General features: G+C 63.7%; 14 protein-coding genes. 3 read left to right on the forward strand and 11 right to left on the reverse strand.

Annotation, left to right across the window (positions count from 1 at the left end; all coding sequences use genetic code 11):
* Window positions 1–212 (forward strand): hypothetical protein (locus AC1DX6_RS25075; RefSeq protein WP_477318314.1); only part of this gene is annotated, 212 nt, incomplete at its 5' end.
* Window positions 213–326: 114 nt separating this feature from the next.
* On the opposite strand, the gene AC1DX6_RS25080 is transcribed toward AC1DX6_RS25075, so the two are convergent.
* The 6 genes from AC1DX6_RS25080 to AC1DX6_RS25105 all read right to left on the reverse strand — a co-directional run bounded on the left by AC1DX6_RS25080 (window position 327) and on the right by AC1DX6_RS25105 (window position 9,341).
* Entirely contained in the window at window positions 327–665 is a 339-nt protein-coding gene (locus AC1DX6_RS25080) for a hypothetical protein (protein WP_477318316.1), read from the reverse strand.
* 58 nt (window positions 666–723) lie between these two features.
* Window positions 724–1,047: a DUF736 domain-containing protein gene (locus AC1DX6_RS25085; protein ID WP_477318318.1), complete on the reverse strand. Its 324-nt coding sequence runs from the start codon at window positions 1,045–1,047 to the stop codon at window positions 724–726.
* Window positions 1,048–1,752: 705 nt separating this feature from the next.
* Window positions 1,753–2,286 (reverse strand): hypothetical protein, encoded by a 534-nt coding sequence (locus AC1DX6_RS25090; RefSeq protein ID WP_477318320.1) that lies wholly within the window; start codon window positions 2,284–2,286, stop codon window positions 1,753–1,755.
* Between the two features lie 314 nt (window positions 2,287–2,600).
* Window positions 2,601–3,542, reverse strand: coding sequence for a DUF2493 domain-containing protein (locus tag AC1DX6_RS25095; RefSeq protein WP_477318322.1), 942 nt, complete (start codon window positions 3,540–3,542; stop codon window positions 2,601–2,603).
* A gap of 246 nt (window positions 3,543–3,788) precedes the next feature.
* Window positions 3,789–4,832, reverse strand: a complete 1,044-nt coding sequence (locus AC1DX6_RS25100) for a DUF7146 domain-containing protein (RefSeq protein WP_477318324.1) — start codon at window positions 4,830–4,832, stop codon at window positions 3,789–3,791.
* A gap of 12 nt (window positions 4,833–4,844) precedes the next feature.
* Window positions 4,845–9,341, reverse strand: a complete 4,497-nt coding sequence (locus AC1DX6_RS25105; RefSeq protein WP_477318326.1) for a strawberry notch-like NTP hydrolase domain-containing protein — start codon at window positions 9,339–9,341, stop codon at window positions 4,845–4,847.
* A gap of 185 nt (window positions 9,342–9,526) precedes the next feature.
* Here AC1DX6_RS25105 and AC1DX6_RS25110 point away from each other — a divergent pair, with 185 nt between their 5' ends.
* Window positions 9,527–10,720, forward strand: a complete 1,194-nt coding sequence (locus AC1DX6_RS25110; RefSeq protein ID WP_477318719.1) for a DUF1173 domain-containing protein — start codon at window positions 9,527–9,529, stop codon at window positions 10,718–10,720.
* Between the two features lie 34 nt (window positions 10,721–10,754).
* Here the strand turns inward: AC1DX6_RS25110 and AC1DX6_RS25115 are convergent, their stop codons facing one another.
* Entirely contained in the window at window positions 10,755–11,219 is a 465-nt protein-coding gene (locus tag AC1DX6_RS25115; protein WP_477318328.1) for a transposase, read from the reverse strand.
* Entirely contained in the window at window positions 11,219–11,437 is a 219-nt protein-coding gene (locus AC1DX6_RS25120) for a hypothetical protein (RefSeq protein ID WP_477318330.1), read from the reverse strand. Before AC1DX6_RS25120 ends, AC1DX6_RS25115 begins: the two co-directional genes overlap by 1 nt.
* A 292-nt stretch (window positions 11,438–11,729) precedes the next feature.
* Between AC1DX6_RS25120 and AC1DX6_RS25125 the strand changes: the two genes are divergently transcribed.
* Window positions 11,730–12,125, forward strand: a complete 396-nt coding sequence (locus AC1DX6_RS25125) for a hypothetical protein (RefSeq protein ID WP_477318332.1) — start codon at window positions 11,730–11,732, stop codon at window positions 12,123–12,125.
* A gap of 172 nt (window positions 12,126–12,297) precedes the next feature.
* Here AC1DX6_RS25125 and AC1DX6_RS25130 read toward each other — a convergent pair whose 3' ends face one another.
* The 3 genes from AC1DX6_RS25130 to AC1DX6_RS25140 form a co-directional block, all read right to left on the reverse strand.
* A complete protein-coding gene (locus AC1DX6_RS25130) occupies window positions 12,298–12,897 on the reverse strand; it encodes a DUF1419 domain-containing protein (protein WP_477318334.1) in 600 nt (199 codons plus the stop codon).
* Window positions 12,894–13,430, reverse strand: a complete 537-nt coding sequence (locus AC1DX6_RS25135) for a hypothetical protein (RefSeq protein WP_477318336.1) — start codon at window positions 13,428–13,430, stop codon at window positions 12,894–12,896. Before AC1DX6_RS25135 ends, AC1DX6_RS25130 begins: the two co-directional genes overlap by 4 nt.
* 105 nt (window positions 13,431–13,535) lie before the next feature.
* Window positions 13,536–15,686 (reverse strand): ParB/RepB/Spo0J family partition protein, encoded by a 2,151-nt coding sequence (locus AC1DX6_RS25140; RefSeq protein ID WP_477318338.1) that lies wholly within the window; start codon window positions 15,684–15,686, stop codon window positions 13,536–13,538.
* Window positions 15,687–15,899: the final 213 nt, after the last annotated feature.

Here is a 15,899-nt window from a genome sequence, read left to right on the forward strand (position 1 = left end):
AGCTACTGCGGCAGGGTCAGAAAAAGGATCCCATCGCCGGCAAGAAGATTCGCGAGGAGGAGATGATCCGCTGCGGCTACTATTTGACGGCTGCGGAGCAGCGCCAGTTCAAGTTGCTGGCGATCAGCAACGGGCACAGCATGACCGAACTGCTGCGAAAGGCTGTCCAGGACTATATCCGCATTCATAAGCACAAACTGCCGAAGGAATAATCGGCAGTTTGGAGTCGCTGTCTCTTGCTGTAGCGGGTGATGTTCGTGGCTCGTTTGCAACGTGCAAAAAAAGGCCGCGACGGAACACTCCGTCGCGGCCCTGGGACGTGTTGCCTACTTGGGTTGGTTGAGGTGTTTCAGCACCTGGCCGAAGATTGTGTCTCGCACCGGACGCCCGCTGGCTGCCGCTTTGTCGTCSACCAGCTTTGCGGCCAGTTTGGGCGACAGCGGGATGAAGTCGTAGCCGTGTGAGATGGCTGCGCGGCGAAGATCCTCAAGCGTTTCGAACGCGCGATCGTGGGTGCCGAGCCAGAGACCGGGCTCGTCGGTTTCTTCGTGCGGGAAAGCTTGCAGGAAGTAGGTCCGGAGTGGTGGATCGTAACCGATGACAGCGTCTGGATCCGAGCGGACTTTTCCGGTGGTACCAGTGACGGTGATGGTGTAGCGGCTCATTGCAACCTCCTTTTTGCCGGTGGGGAGCCGGCCCCTTGCGGGGCCGGCCACCGATGCCTCACTGGGGGTTGTTCCAGAGGATGACCTTCTTGTTTTCCTCGCCACCCGGGGCGGGAGCGAGGTTGCCGAAGATCACGCCGATCTCGGGGGCTTCCAGCTTGACCGAGAGGTATTCCTCGCCCGAACGCTGGGAGATGCGGTGCCAACCGGCTCCGATCTCGAAGCCCGTGCGCTTGTTGACGATCCGGTAATCGGGGGCGTCCTCGCGCGACTTGTTGGTGTTCGGGATAAGGGTGATCGGGGCGTTGACCCGGAGCGTGGCAAAGACGCCTTCCATCGAGCCGTCAGTCTTGGTGGTGAGGTTTGCGATCGTGGTGGCCATGGTAGTTCTCCTTCGGTTGCATCGGGACCATTCCCGATGGCGCCAAAGGAGAGGGCCGTCCTGCTGCGGTCATCTCGGCGAAAATTCTGGAAAATTCTATTTGCCGAAAAATTGCGGGCAGGCCCTTCGCCTGCAGACCAAAAACAGAAATCGAATTTCCCTGAATATTCGCTGAGTGTACCCCCAAAGGGGGTTGACCGCACAAAGCAGGCGGTCGTCTACAAAGGCGACATGGAACGGGAATGGCCCCGGATGCGGCAGATGGACAAGAACCCAGGCCGCCATCGCTTGACCGCCGACGCAACGCTGCCGGATCGCAGGAACATGCTGCAGCCTCTCGGGTCATGTCGTCGGCATGCCAACACATCGAAACGCAGCCTGACGCGTGACCGCCTTGCGTGTTCGGTATGGCGGCATAGCGGTTTCGAGATCGGGGCCGGCTGGCAGCGGCCTTCACGCCCCCTCGGGGATACCGAGCAGTCAGGTTGGATGACCCGGCAAGCCAGCATGTTGTTCGGCACGCTTGCACCCGCTTCAGAGGCGAGGCGGGTCAAGATGATCATCCGCACAACGCCCCGCAGCTCTGCGCGTGGGCCGGTTTCGTAAGGGGCCAGCTCCGTCCGCTCATACAAGTGGATTAGGCGACGAGAAGCCGGACCAACACATCGGATGGGACCCGCCAGGCTGTCGGCGGACCGCGCCATATCATCCTGGCAGCGCCAAACGCTCATCCGGCGTCATGCGGGCTTCGGCCTGCCGGCGAACGTCGGGACCGGCATGGCGGAGCATGGCACACCAGTCTTCCACATTGTACGTGGTCGCCATGCTGCCCCTGGCCAGATCATAAGTGACGCACGGCTTGTTCGCTATGGCGAGCCGAAGCACGTTGACGGCCGTGCCGGGTGATGCGCCGTCCCAGACCATCATGCCGAAGTCTGCGCGCCGCGCCATCTCCCGGCCTTTGGCGGCGTGGACAAAGTCCCCTGTGGCATCATCAGGAGAAGGAACATGGTAGGCGGCCCAGTCGCCCAGATTATTGCGGGGTTCCTTGCCGGCATGGAAGACGCCGACATGCTCATATCTGTAGCCCGCGAGCAGGCCTTGCGCCTCGGCATCGGCTCCCGAAGCGTCGCCAATCAGCACGCCGTGCTCGGCAGCAACGATTGCGCCGATGCGAGTAATGGCAGGCTCCGGCAGCTCGAATATCTCGCTTGATCCACCTATGAATATCATCGACATCGTGACTTTCCTTCTCTCCAGCCTCCCGCCCCGCGCCGGCCGCCCTCTCCCTCTGGCCCTGCGCGAGGGACCATCACCTGGCCGTGACTGCGAAGCCGGCGCGGGGAGCGGCGGGACGCCGCGACTAGAGCCCGGTCGGACGCAGGCCGGCGCGCCTAGGCCTTGCACCGCCGCAGCAGGTGCTACGCGCGTGGACTAGCGGCCTTCGGCCAGCCAGAGGCTCACGTCCTGGATCGAGCGCATCAGGATAGACGGGTTGTCCCGCGACGGCTTGCTCCACGTCGCGCGAGTGCGGATCCGAGGAAAGCGGCGCTTTACGCGCCGCCCTCCGCGAACCGCCAGACGGGGATGCCCAGCTGACGGGCCTTGTCGGCAAGGTTGCCGGTGATGCCGGAGCCGGGAAAGACGATCAGGCCGTAGGGCACCACCGAGAGAAGCTGGTCGTTGCGGCGGAACGGGGCTGCCTTGGCGTGTCGGGTCCAGTCCGGCTTGAAGGCGATTTGAGTGACCTTGCGGTTCTCGGCCCAGCAAGCGGCGATGCGCTCGGCGCCGCGTGGGCTGCCGCCGTGGAGCAGAACCATGTCGGGATGCTTGTCGCGGGCCTTGTCGAGCGCGTCCCAGATCCGATCGTGATCGTTGCAGTCGAGGCCGCCGGCGAAGGCGATCTTTGTCCCGGCTGGAACGAGCACCTCTGTTTCGGCGTGTCGGCGGGCGGCGAGGAAGTCGCGGCTGTCGATCACCGAAGCGGTCATCGCCTGGTGGCTGACCTTGGAGCCGGTGCGCGGCCGCCATGCCGATCCGGCTTGTGCCTCGTAGAGGTCGGCAGCCTCATCGCGCATGATTTCGAGCACGTTGCGGCGCTCGATATAGGTGATGCCCTCGGCGGTGAGCCGTTCGAGCTCGACGGACTTCACCTCCGAGCCGTCCTGCTCCTGCTGACTCGAGCGCTGCGCCTCCTCGTTGCGGTCCAGGCTGCGGGCGACGCGCTCGGCAGCACGGTGGAAGACGTTCGCGAAGGACCAAAGCAGATCGTCGAGATCGGGTTCGAGCCTGGTGTCGCCAAGCATGCCGGCGAAGGTTTCCACGATCCCGGCGAGGCCGGCCCGGATCACCTCGTCGTCGGGAAGTGGCCGAGGATCAGGTTCGTCCTGATGCGGGCGATGGCCGTACATCTGCAGTTCGAGGATGACGCGGTCGGTYGGCGAGGAGGCGTGGTAGGGCTCGTAGGCGTCGTCGAGAGGAAGGTCGTAGGTCATGGCGGTGTCTCCGTCGGGTGTGGCCGCGCCTATCGCGGCCTGACAGCGCATCCCGGCCGCGCGCCGGGCGCGGCCGCACCGAAGGCCGGAGCGCGAGCGAAGGACGGCGAAGCCGTTGCGGCCGTGACCGGGGGGTGGCGGGTCGCCTCTTAGGCAGGCCGCTGGCGCGGCCTCTCCGGTGGACCGCCGCCATGCCTGCAGGCTATCCGGCGGCGTCGCGCCGGCCCGCGTGCCGGCCCGACCCATTCATCCGGGCGGCAGGAAGCGACGGGCATCCTCCGGGACAAGCTGGTCGCTGAGCCATGCCGCGAGATGGGCCGGGCCGAGATGACGCAGATCGTCGTTGAAGTCGCCGAGCTGCGGCCTCAACACCAAGGCGAGAATCCCGGCCTCGGCTGCGCGCTGGCTGAGACGCTCGATGCCGTGCCGGCCGGCGGCGTCGGCATCGGCTGCGATGTAGAGGCGACGGCAGCCAGGCGGGAAGATCAGGCCGGCGAGGTGATTGGCCGAGGTGGCGGCTGCCACCGGAACCGCCGGCATAACCGTCCGGAGCGACGCCATCGTCTCAAGGCCCTCGCCGGCGGCCACAACCGGGACTGGTGCACCGGGCTCGTGGCCTAGCCAGATACCATTGCCAAACAGGTGACCCAGCGAGCGGCGTGGATCGGCGAGTTGCGCCTTGCCTTGACCCGAGAGATCAAGCCAAGTGCGCTGTAGGCCTGTGATCTGCCCGTCGAGGTTGGTGACAGCAGCAATCAGGGCAGGAAGCGTCCGCGTCTCGCCCGTAACGAGCTCCCTGTAGTAGCAGCCGGGATGGAAACGCAGGGCACGCTCACGCGTGGAGAGCAGAATGCCGCGGCCGGCAAGATAGCGTTCGGCCAACGTGCCGGCGATCGGCTGGGACATGCCGAACAGGCGCCGCGCGGCGTCAGGCGAGCCGCGTGCCGCGACAGGTTGGCGCTGCGCGCCAGGAGCTTGGGGCGGTGGGAGCGGCATGGAGAGGAAGCGACGTGCTTCATCCGCGACCTCGCGGAAGTCGACCAGACCACAACTCTGCTCGATGACGTCAAGCAGGTCGCCATATTCCCCCGACGATTCGTCCACCCATTTCCCGGCTGCCTTGCCGCCAACCGCCTTGAGCCGCACATGCATGGAACGGCCGCGCGTATTGCGGACATCGCCGACCATCCAGTAATTGCCGGAGCGATGGCCGTTGGAGAGATATTCGCGGCACACCGCCTCGGCATGTTCGCCAAGGCGGCGCGCCAGCTCGGAGGCCGAGACGGTCATGATCGTCTCCCCTCACGCCGCTGCCGTAGGGTCGGCGACCCCGACCAGCGTATGACGCTCGAGAAGGGAGGCGAGGATGGCGCACCCCAGCGCGGACGTCGGGATGAACAGCCGGAGCTTCCAGGAGATAATCTCGGAGATCAGCCCCAGCGCCTTCAGCCGGGGGATCGTCGTCTCGGTGAAGCCGATCAGCTCGATACGGTAATCGTTCATGACGCGGCTGCGGCGCAGGATCAGCCCATCGGCGAGTTGCAGTCCGATCCTGCCTTCCACAAGCCCCGTCCATGCATCTTCCGGCGCGAGCACCGGCACATCGTCGAGCCCCAGATTGCGCAACATGGTCGCCACAAGGGTCGGCGCGATGTGACGGCCGATGATGCGCTCGCCGGCATCGGTCTGGATCCGATAGACCTGGCAATCATGATCCGGCAGCCGACGCCAGATCGGCAGCAGCAGACCCGTCACGATGTGGAAGGTGCTGGTGGTGAACTCAGGGACGGCGGCGACTTCAGCCTGCCACAGGTCGCAGAACAGTTTTCGGTCGGCGGGCTGCCAGTGGGTCTCGGCAAGGGCATCGAGACCGAAGCGCAGTTCGTCCGTCGGCCGCAGCAGGCGCACTCGGTGTTCGATGGTTCCGTCGTCGAGCATCAGGCTCGCCGTGGGCAGCCGGATCGCCGCACGGTTGGAACGGGCGTTCACCAGCAGAACAGCTTGCGGCTCGGCCCGGACGATGGCCAGCGCGTCGACGAGGCTGAGCGGCCGAATTCGGTCCTTGCGCGCGACGGTCAGCACATGCGACTGCGCGCCGGCGACCGGGTGCGCGTAGATGGTGCGACGATCGGTGACGACGATGCTCTCCGCCGTGATGGTCTCCAGACCTTTGTCATAGGAGCCGGCAGCGATCGCGCCCTCAACCTTCGCGGTCATCAGTTGCTCGAACACTTCGAACAGCAGGTTCTGGGTCTCTATGCGCAACGCTAGCAGGCGGTTGAGCCAGGTCGTGATCGGCGGGAGCTCGTCGCGCAACCCGCCCTCGTCGGTCGTTAAAGACAGCCCGGTCACGGTCTCGAAGGTCGTGAGCGAACAACCTTCGATCTTGCCCTGATGCAGCAGCATATAGAATTGGCGAAGTGCAGCCCGCGCGTACCGGCTTTCGAGATTGTCCTCGGCACGGAACAGCCCTGCCCCGCCAGTCTGGCGCTGGCCGCGTGTGATCGCGCCCAGCGTGTCGAGACGTCGAGCTATGGTTGACAGGAAGCGCTTGCCCGCCTTCACATTGGCGGCCATCGGCCGGAACAAGGGCGGTTGCTTCTGATTTGTGCGGTGGGTCCGCCCGAGACCCTGGATGGCGTTGTCGGCGCGCCAGCCGGCTTCGAGCAGATAGTGCTTGCGCAGCCTCTGGTTCCTGACCCCGAGATCGGCGTGATAGGAGCGGCCGGTGCCGCCGGCGTCCGAAAAGATCAGGACGCGCTTGTCGTCATCCATGAAACTCTGGGTCTCGGCGAGATTGGCCGATCCAGGGCGGTTTTCCACGGCCAGCCGGTCGATGCCGTCTCGGCCGGTCTTCTTCACGATGCGGCGCGACCGGCCGGTCACCTCGGCGACGGTGTCGGTGCCAAAGTGGTGGATGATCTGGTCGAGCGCGCTACCGACCGGCGGCAGCGATGCGAGTTTTTCGATCAATTCGTCGCGCCGGCGAATGGCCTCCCGGCACTGGACGGGATTGCCATCGTCGTCATGGACAGGCCGAGAATAGACGTCCCCTTCCGCGTCCGAATATTCCTCGAACAATTGGGTTGGGAAGGAGTGCATCAAGTACCCGCCGACGTACTCGCGCGGCGTGACGTCGACATGCAGATCCGACCATTCCTCGGTCGGGATTTCGGCAAGGCGTCGTTCCATCAGCGCCTCGCCGGTCGAAACGATCTGCACAACCGCCGAATGACCGTCGGCGAGGTCCTGCTGGATCGCGCCGATCAGGGTCGGCGTCATCATCGAGGTGATGAGATGGCTGAAGAAGCGTTGCTTGGTGCTCTCGAAGGCTGAACGCGCCGCCGATTTTGCGATGCGGTTCAGCGTGCCGGACTCACGGGTGATGTTGGTCGCCTCGAGTGCGGCGGTCAGGTTGTTGTGGATCACCTGGAACGCGTCGGCATAGGCATTGTAGCTGCGGATCTGCTCCTCGGTCAGCGCGTGCTCGAGCAGGTCGTATTCGACACCGTCATAGGAGAGCGAGCGCGACGTGTAGAGGCCGAGCGACTTAAGGTCACGGGCGAGCACTTCCATCGCGGCGACGCCGCCATCCTGGATCGCCGCGACGAATTCAGAGCGGTTGGCGAACGGGAAATCCTCGCTGCCCCAGATCCCGAGGCGTTGCGCGTAGGCCAGGTTCTCGACGGCGGTCGCGCCCGTCGCCGAGACATAGATGACGCGCGCGTCGGGAAGCGCGTGCTGCAGCCGCAAGCCTGCCCTACCCTGCTGCGAGGGTGCGACGTCACCGCGCTCGCCTTTGCCGCCCGCCGCGTTTGCCATGGCATGGGCTTCGTCGAAGACGATGACGCCGTCGAAAGAGCTTTTGATCCCGGGCGGGCCTTCGGCCCTCCCTGCCTCTTGGCCGACCCAGTCGATGATCTGCGCGATGCGGGACTTCTTGCCCTCGCGCTCCTGCGAGCGCAGGGTTGCGTAGGTCGTGAACAGGATGCCCTCGGCAAGGCGGATCGGTGTGCCCTGCCGATAACGTGAGAGCGGCTGGACGAGAAGTTTTTCCTGGCCAAGTGCAGCCCAATCGCGCTGGGCGTCTTCAAGCAATTTGTCCGACTTGGATATCCAGATCGCACGGCGTCGCCCCTGTAGCCAGTTGTCGAGGATGATGCCGGCGACCTGCCGTCCCTTGCCGCAGCCGGTTCCGTCACCCAAAAACCATCCACGGCGGAAGCGGACAGCGTTCGCAGCCCCTTCTGGTGCGGCCGAGACGACATCGCAGGTCTCGTCAACCGTCCAGGTGCCGGCGAGATGGCCGCAATGGGCTTCGCCGGCATAGACCACGCTCTCGAGCTGGGCGTCCGACAGCAGGCCTTCGTCGATCACCGCATCAGGAAGAAGCGGCCGATAGGAAGGTTTTGGTGGCGCGACGGCGGCCATTGCTGCCGACTGCACGAGCGGCGTCGGATGCGGCTTTGCGCGGGGAATGTCGATCGACTGTAGCGCGTAGGGTTCGTAGATCGTGTCGGTGAGCCGGCCGCCCTCTTCCGGTATCCAGTCGCGTATCTCATATGCGAGGGGGACCGCCGGCGTGCTGTTTGCCTTGACCTGGCGGGCGGGGTTCGCCCGCGCATTCGTACGGACCGATTGGATGGCCTTCGGAGCAGAAGTTGCGACTGTTAGGGGTGCGGCTCTTGTCCCCGATCGGGCGCCCATGTGCATGGCGGCATTGCACGGGATGCCGCGGGACAACGCGCCGATTGTATCCGGAAAGCCGCCCAGTGTCCGGGGCGGGAGATCTGTGATCCAGGAGAGCAACGTTTCGACATCCTTGGCCTTGCCGGGTGACCGGACGAAGCTTTTCGGGTCGGCGGCCGGTACCTTGTCGATAATTGTCAGGCGCGTATCAGTGGTGGTGCCATGGCGGGCGTAGACACGGCCGTCGATCCCTGCTGTGAAGATGACGATGCCCTGCTGCTGCAGGCGTTCGAAGGCCGGCCGCCATTTGGGGTTTTCGGGAGACAGCCCGGTGCCGGTGATGGCGACCAGGCGCCCGCCGGCGCGCAGGCGGGCGAATGCGGAAAAGAGATGCCGCCATGCCGCGTCAGTGACGTGGCCGTCGACATAGGCGCCGACGCTGAACGGTGGATTCATCAGCACGACGGACGGCTCGATGGCCAAGTCGAGATGATCGTCGATATGGGCCGCGTCGTGCCGCGAGACGGGGACCCTTGGAAACAGCAGGCCGAGGAGATCGGCCCGCGTCGCGGCAAACTCATTGAGGGCGATCGAAGCGCGCGCCATCTCGGCATGGACGGCGAGCAAACCGGTGCCGGCCGAAGGTTCGAGAACCAGGTCGCAAGATGCGATCGCCGCGGCGTGCGCCGTGACGAAGGCGAGCGGCAAGGGCGTCGACAGCTGCTGCATCGCCTGGCTCTCGTCGGACCGTCGCGTATGGGTAGGAAGAAGGTTCGCGATGCGCTTGATCATCGCCAGCGTTGCCTGCGGCGTGGTCGACCGCGACAGGATCGCAGGGCCGAACCGGCGCAAAAACAGCACCTGGGCGACTTCGAGCGCCTCATAAGCGTCCTTCCAGACCCAGAACCCTTGCGCATCGCTGCCGCCAAAACTGGTCGTCATGGCGGTGCGCATTGCGGCGGTGATGACAGGCTCGCCCTGTTCGAGAAACGGCAGAAGCTGCATTCCCGCCTGATAGATCGCCTGGGCGGTGTCGATGCCGTCTTGTGCCGGCACGTCGAGGGGAGCAGCAGTCCGGGCAACGGCCGGTGTGGTCGAAACAATGTTCATGGAAATGTCCTTCGCGAGAGGGGAGTGGCGCCCGCGCCGGGCACTCTCTGCGCGCCAGCCGGGCTCCAATCTTCACGGCTCCCCTCTCCCTCTGGCGCCGATGCACCAAAGGGGTTGCGCTCCGCGCAAAGCCAGACTTGAATGCCCGGACAGGGATGCGGCGGCGACCTGGAGCTGTGGAGGGGATGCGACGGTTCAAAATTGGCAGTGCGGTCTATGAGGAGGGAGCGCCCGACCTGCAGTCGGCGCTGGCGAACGCCTATGCCCGCAGCGAGCGCCCGCTATGCCTGTGCAGCGAGCCGGGCTGCCCGATGTACATCGCCCGCATCGGTGACCTTCATCTGATCAAGCGCATGCCGCTCAGCGGCGGCGGGCATGATCCGTCCTGCGATTCCTACCAATCGCCTTACGAACTGTCCGGCCTGGGCGCCTTGATGGGCAGCGCGGTACAACTCGATCCGCAAAGCGGCATGGCGGCCCTCAAGTTGGACTTCAGCCTGTCGAAGACGGGGAGCCGCGCGGCATCGGTGCTTTCGGGGCAAAGTTCCGCCAGCGTGACGGCCGATCCCAGGCGGATGTCGCTGCGTGGCCTGCTTCATTATCTCTGGCACGAGGCCGAATTGACCGTCTGGACATCGAGGTGGGCTGGCAAGCGACATTGGTGGAATGTCCGCTGGCATCTGCTCGAGGCTGCCGGGCAAATGACAGTGAGGGGCGGACCGCTCGCGGATATCCTGTTCGTGCCCGAGCCATTTCGCGCCGAGAACAAGCAATCGATCGGGCAGCGTCGCAACGCGGTTCTCGGCACGGCGCTCCCGCCGAAATCCGGCCCCCGAAAATTGCTCGTCCTGGTCGGCGAGGTGAAAGAGATTGTTCCTGCTCGTTCCGGTCAGAAACTTGTCATCAGGCACCTGCCCGGCTTTCCCTTCATTATCGACGATGCATTGCACCGCCGTTTGCAGGCACGTTTCGACAGAGAGTTGTCGCTGTGGGCAGCGGATTCGAACTCACATCTGATGGTGATCGCGACCTTCGGACTGAACCTGGCCGGCCTGGCCATTGTCGAGGAGATTGCCTTGATGGTGGTCTCCGAAAACTGGATTCCTTACGAGACGGTCCCGGAGAAAAGGCTCGTCGATGGGCTCGCCCGCCTTCGCGAAAAGAGCGTGAAGGGATTGCGCTTTGACCTGCAACCCGACCAGCCGATCGCCAATGCTTTGCTTCACGACAGGGACGAGCCGATAGCGCTCTTTGTCGTTCCGGCCGGAGCGGGCGAGAACTACGAAGCGTCGCTCGACGAAATGATCGCCGCGCGACCGGAGATCGGCTCCTGGGTGTGGCGGGTCGGCGAAGGCGACATGCCGCCGCTGCCGCTCTGAGCGTCGGCGGAATTTCCAATTGGCTCAGTATGTCTTACGCAAGGCCCAACTTCTTCTTGAGCTCGGCATTTTCCTTGCGCAGACGCTCGGCAAGCAGGTTCTTGAGGCGCTTGTTTTCTTCTTCGAGCGCCACAAGATCGCGGAGATCGCCGCTGTCTAGAGAAGGTGCGACAGCCCTCTTCCAATAATAGTAGGTCTGCTCAGATATGCCGGCCTGGCCGATCGCAATCTTGCTGGTCGCGCCGGCAGCGATCGATTTCTCGATCTGGGCAAGCTTCTGCGAGCGTTCCTTCTCGGAATATGTCTTGCGGGCGGTCTTCGCTGCCACTGGAGCTTCCGCCGCCTGGGGCGCAGGTTTCGCTCCGTTCTTGCGGACCGGCTTTAAGAGCTCTGCCTTCACTTTCTTTGCTCGCGGAACTTTCTTCTTCGATTCAGGCCCTTCCACTTTAGCTGGCGCTACTGTCGTCTGAACAGTCTGAGCGTCCTGAAAATCGGCCATCATATACTCCGCTTGTGGTTATCCCCTTCTTCAGCATCAAGGGGTCTTATATTGAAGTCAATGACCTGGGAATTTGGGAGCGGAGAAGCATAGCCAGGCTGCGTCATCTCCGTGGCAATCTTGGACAGGTCGAGATCCCCCCAGATCGAATGGCTTGGCTTCTCCTTACCGCGCCTCTGTTTCATTTCCACGATGAATGGCCGGATCTGGCGCTCCATAGTCTGTTCCTTGATGTGAGCATGACTTGCTAGCCAAGTCGCAGTTTGGGTTAGCGAGTACCCGACGTATCATATCGCTTTCGCCGTGCTTTATCGGAGAAGCCCCGCAACGAGCAAGCGGTGTGTCATGGGCCTAGGGCAATCGGCTCAATGAACGGGGGCAAACACGCCTACCGAGAGAGCGCTGCCTCATACACGCGATGCTCAGGCGTCTAGCTGGCGGAGTGCGATGACTGTGCACAATCCGGCTGGAGCGGTTGCAATCCTTATATTCTTGGGAACTAATCTTCTCATGGCGGCGGATGAGCTGGACGCGCTTGTTTTCGGGATGGCGGTCGACAGCGTTCGGGCGCTTCCTGTTCCTTTCACGGAAAAAGTCGCGGAAGTCGCCAACAGAAGCCAGGGCGTCCTGCTTTTCAATTTGCGCATCGATGGCGACATGGAACTTCAGCGCGTCGCCGCCATCCGGTATCCCAGCAATCAGACAGGCGTTCTGGTGCTGGATAAGCAAGGCCATTTGACCAGCCATTGCATGGTCAATGGCGCTTTCTCCAGCTTTATCGCTCCTTTGGAGGACTGGAACACGCTGCCGCTCGCAACGCAGGCCAGGACGAGTATCGCCGGCCCGGCCAGCCTGTTCATCGGCGCTTTACGCAATGCCGGATACCTCCCGCGCGGCAGGCACTGACCCCAAGTTTTGCTGAGGACCGGATGCTTGTATCCCGGCAGTTGGCCAGGTCTCAACAGCTGAGGATGGGCCGTACGCGGGTGCATACATTGAGCGAAAGTCGGTCACGTTGATGGAGACACTTTGCCGCCGAAGCGCGGTTCTTATAGATGCCCATCGTCGTCTTCCTTCGTCAGCTCCGACGCAATCGCACTTTGGACAGGTACTCGGCGATCTCGAGATCCGACAGATCATCGAGCAGCCTGAAGGTAGCATCATGCCTTCCGGCGTTAACGAGAATCGTGCGTTTGCCGCGATGTTCGGCCCACCCGGTCTCGGGGTCTGCATTGCGGGCGGTCCCCCTGAGCTCGACAGGGGTTATGTTCCAGATCGCCTCGAGCTTTTCCGCGCGGGTCATGCTGTCGCTCGCGCCGGTCTCGTCGGCGATGATGGCGGCGCGCATCTTGTCTGGCGACTGCCGATCCGTGAGATCGCAGAAGCCATGAAACCAGCGCTCGCGGCCCCGGATCCGGATCGCGAAGAATACGCTGGTCACGTTGCCCGCCTTATACTCCGACATTCCGAGCATGCCGGTGCGCATGAAGAGCGGCGGCAACAAATCTAGCATGAAGTGGTATTCGGACGCGGTGATCTCAAACCACTCGCCTGAATAGGGAGTGCCGGAATTGGGATCGATGCCAGGAGTGTCTTTGTGACGGCTGAACAGTTGGAACATCTGCTCTCGGGTGGCGACGCCGTCGAGCACCTTCCTGAAGGGTGGATGTGCGGTCATAAGGTTCTCATGAAGGCAAGTCGGCCACGCGCGGCATCGCCGCGCCATGGCAACTGCTTGCTGTGTTGTGGCTGGCGACGGGCCGAGCCTGCGGCCGGCACGTGCACTGGCGATGATGGGGTTTGCAGGAGTTTAGGCGGCGCGTCGCTCGGAGGAACAGCGTCTCGACCAACCCCGGTGATGGCACGGACGGCGGCGGCGAGCGCCGGGATATCGTCGAGCATGCCGAGTGCGACGAAGTGGTTGGCCCCGCCGATGTAGTCTTTACGGCCCTTGCAGGTGCGGATCAGGATACCGTGACCTGAGGACAAACCGAACTGGCTGACCTGGATGTAGGCGTCGTCGTGGTGCAGGGTAATTTCACCGCAAACGGCGATACCCGCTTTGTTTGAGCGCAGGTCATAGCTGTCCGATGACAGGTTTAATTCAGCGGCAAGTTTCTTCAGTCGTGAACGGGCCGTGGTGTGGAAACGTTTCTTCTGCTGCTCGTCGTAGGAGCAGCTTCTGTTCCAGTCGAACATGTCGATCTCCATGAAACGCAAGCGCCCGGGGTCGCGATGGCGACCCCGGGCTCGAGAGTGAGTTGGAACTGAAATGGGTCCGGCGGAGCTGCCGGGCCGGTGGGAGCGGGAGGCCGACTATTCGGCGGCCTGGAGGTGGTCCGTTGCGTCGCCGTCGATGGTCACCGGCTCATCGGAGGACGGATCCGCATCGTCGGCGAGGAAGGCCGGCAGCTCGGCGGCATCGCCGTCGAGAGCCGCTTCCTCCGACATCTCGCTGGCGGCCGCGTCGCCAGCATCGGCAGACACTTCATCGACCTCAACGCGCAGCGGCTCTGGCAGCCAGTTCGATCCTTCGAGAAGACGGGCAGCTTCACGGGCCATGATGTCCTTCTTCATGTGGTCGATCAGCTGCGCGGAGTCCGCGCCACGCGCTTCCCGGACAGCCTGTAGAATCCGCGCCTTGGTGAGCCTCCCGAGGAACTCGACCGTGGGCGTCCAGCCCGCGTCGACCATGTCGAACTGGAGCGAGCGGCCAAGCACGTCTACATGCTCGAGCGCCTTCGCTCGCCTGTTCCAGGGTTCGACCACCGCATTGAGGGTCAGCGAGACGCAGTGAGCGAAAAGCGCCTTGCGGCTTGCTTCATCGAGGCCGAGAAGGAAGTCCCACAGGCCTTCCGCCTCATCGGGCAAATCGCGGTCCCAGGCTTCGTGCCGCTCGGCGATCTCCTTGGCCCAGGAGGTCTCGGCAAGACCGTCAACCTGGCTGAAGCTGCCGCTCTTCATGCTGATCTCCAGGCACGTGTTCGGCGCGAAACGATAGAAGACCTGCAGGACGAAGGCATGGAGTGCGGCGATGATGGCGATATCGACGTCGCCGGCGAGCGCGTTGCGTAGCGCCAGCGTGCGCTGCGCGGTCAGGTCGAAGACGAGCCGATCAGGCAGTGGCTTGATGCCGTCGTCCTCGCCGTCGTCGATAGAGGCGTCGTTCACCGGCTGGCCGTTGACGCCAACACCACCGCCGTCATCGTCGCCATTGGATCGGGTTCCGCCGTCGGTGCCCCCTTCCTCGCCCTCATCGACGTCGCTGGTTTCGGGCCGCGGCTCGTCCTCGGACCGAACGAAACCGGCGTCGACCTGGAGCTTGCCGTTCGCGGCAAGCGTAACGAACGCACCGGCAATCACCTTCTGGGCGGGATCGTAGCTTTGAGGACGATCATCGATCGCATCGAGCTCGGCACCCAGCTGGTCGAGCTTCGCCTCGATTGCTTCGTCGGCATCCTCGGCCTTGGCATAGTCCGCATCCAGCTTGTCGTATTCGGCCTTCAGCGCGTCGTACCGTTCGATCTCCTCGGCGCTGAGCTCCTGCGCCTCGGCGTAGATGCGCCGCATGCCGGAGGTGTGGCCATAGGGAAAGCTGATCGCCGCCTCGACCCATTTCCAGCCTTCGGCGCGGATCGCCTCGGCATCCCCCTTCAGCCTGTCGAAGACAAGCTGCTCTAGCAGTGCGGCATCCTGGAACCAGCCGCCGGAATCCTGCTCGAACAGATCGCGAAGGATGACGCCTCCAGCCACTTCATAGGCTTCGGCACCGACATAGACGGCCCGGCGATCATCAGCTCGGACCGTCGTCTCGGTCAGCAGGCGCCTGATGTAATAGGGTTCCTGCGTGTGCGAGCTGGCAATCCGCTCCCAGACCTGTTCCTGGCGCGCGTGATCGTCCGAGATCGAAAACGCCATGATCTGCTCGAGCCGGATTTCGTCCTTCTCATAGAGCTCGAGCAATTTCGGCGACACCGAGGCCAGCCGGAGGCGCTGCCTGACCGTCGCCGGCGACACGAAGAAGCGGGCGCCAATCTCCTCCGGATCGAGGTCCTGATCGCTGAGTGTCTTGAAGGCCCGAAACTGATCGAGCGGGTGCAGGTCGGCGCGCCGCAGGTTTTCGGCAAGCGAATCCTCCTCGGCCGAGGTCTCCTGCCCGCGATTGACGATGCAGGGGATTGGCTCATTCTTGGCCAGGCGCTTTTGCTTGATGAGGATACCGAGCGCGAGATAACGCCGGCCGCCGGCGGGCACCTCGTACGTGCCGGTCTCCTCGCCCTCGCCGTCGAGCACGGGACGGACGTTCAGGCTCTGGATCAGCTTTCGCCGTCCGATGTCTTCGGCCAGCTGCTCAGTCGACACGCCGTCCTTGATGCGCCGGACATTTTTCTGCGAGAGCATCAGCTTGTCATAGGGAATGTTCTCCGCGGCGTTCATCGCGATCTTCTGAATGGCGTTCTTTGCCATGGTCAGGTTCTCCGTGACGGGCGGCCCGGGGCCTCTCCCCGAACCTCCAAGCCCGTCAAAAACCCTCCCCTCCCCCCTCTGCCTCCCGGCCTCACGCCGACCTGGCCCCGGCTCGCGGATCTGGACGCGACCGAGCCGCCCGAGGGGCCTCCAGCATGTTGGGCACCGGGTTCTATCCACGAAAAAAGCGCCGTACCCCTGCTTAGGAGGACC

It is taken from the genome of Mesorhizobium sp. P2_C4 (assembly GCF_056404575.1).

Coding starts and splice junctions, on each gene's coding strand:
- AC1DX6_RS25125 (WP_477318332.1), top strand. CDS start 11,730: ATGGCGGCGGATGAGCTGGACGCGCTTGTTTTCGGGATGGCGGTCGAC.
- AC1DX6_RS25085 (WP_477318318.1), bottom strand. CDS start 1,047: ATGGCCACCACGATCGCAAACCTCACCACCAAGACTGACGGCTCGATG.
- AC1DX6_RS25105 (WP_477318326.1), bottom strand. CDS start 9,341: ATGAACATTGTTTCGACCACACCGGCCGTTGCCCGGACTGCTGCTCCC.
- AC1DX6_RS25130 (WP_477318334.1), bottom strand. CDS start 12,897: ATGACCGCACATCCACCCTTCAGGAAGGTGCTCGACGGCGTCGCCACC.
- AC1DX6_RS25100 (WP_477318324.1), bottom strand. CDS start 4,832: ATGACCGTCTCGGCCTCCGAGCTGGCGCGCCGCCTTGGCGAACATGCC.
- AC1DX6_RS25135 (WP_477318336.1), bottom strand. CDS start 13,430: ATGGAGATCGACATGTTCGACTGGAACAGAAGCTGCTCCTACGACGAG.
- AC1DX6_RS25140 (WP_477318338.1), bottom strand. CDS start 15,686: ATGGCAAAGAACGCCATTCAGAAGATCGCGATGAACGCCGCGGAGAAC.
- AC1DX6_RS25115 (WP_477318328.1), bottom strand. CDS start 11,219: ATGGCCGATTTTCAGGACGCTCAGACTGTTCAGACGACAGTAGCGCCA.
- AC1DX6_RS25120 (WP_477318330.1), bottom strand. CDS start 11,437: ATGGAGCGCCAGATCCGGCCATTCATCGTGGAAATGAAACAGAGGCGC.
- AC1DX6_RS25090 (WP_477318320.1), bottom strand. CDS start 2,286: ATGTCGATGATATTCATAGGTGGATCAAGCGAGATATTCGAGCTGCCG.
- AC1DX6_RS25110 (WP_477318719.1), top strand. CDS start 9,527: ATGCGACGGTTCAAAATTGGCAGTGCGGTCTATGAGGAGGGAGCGCCC.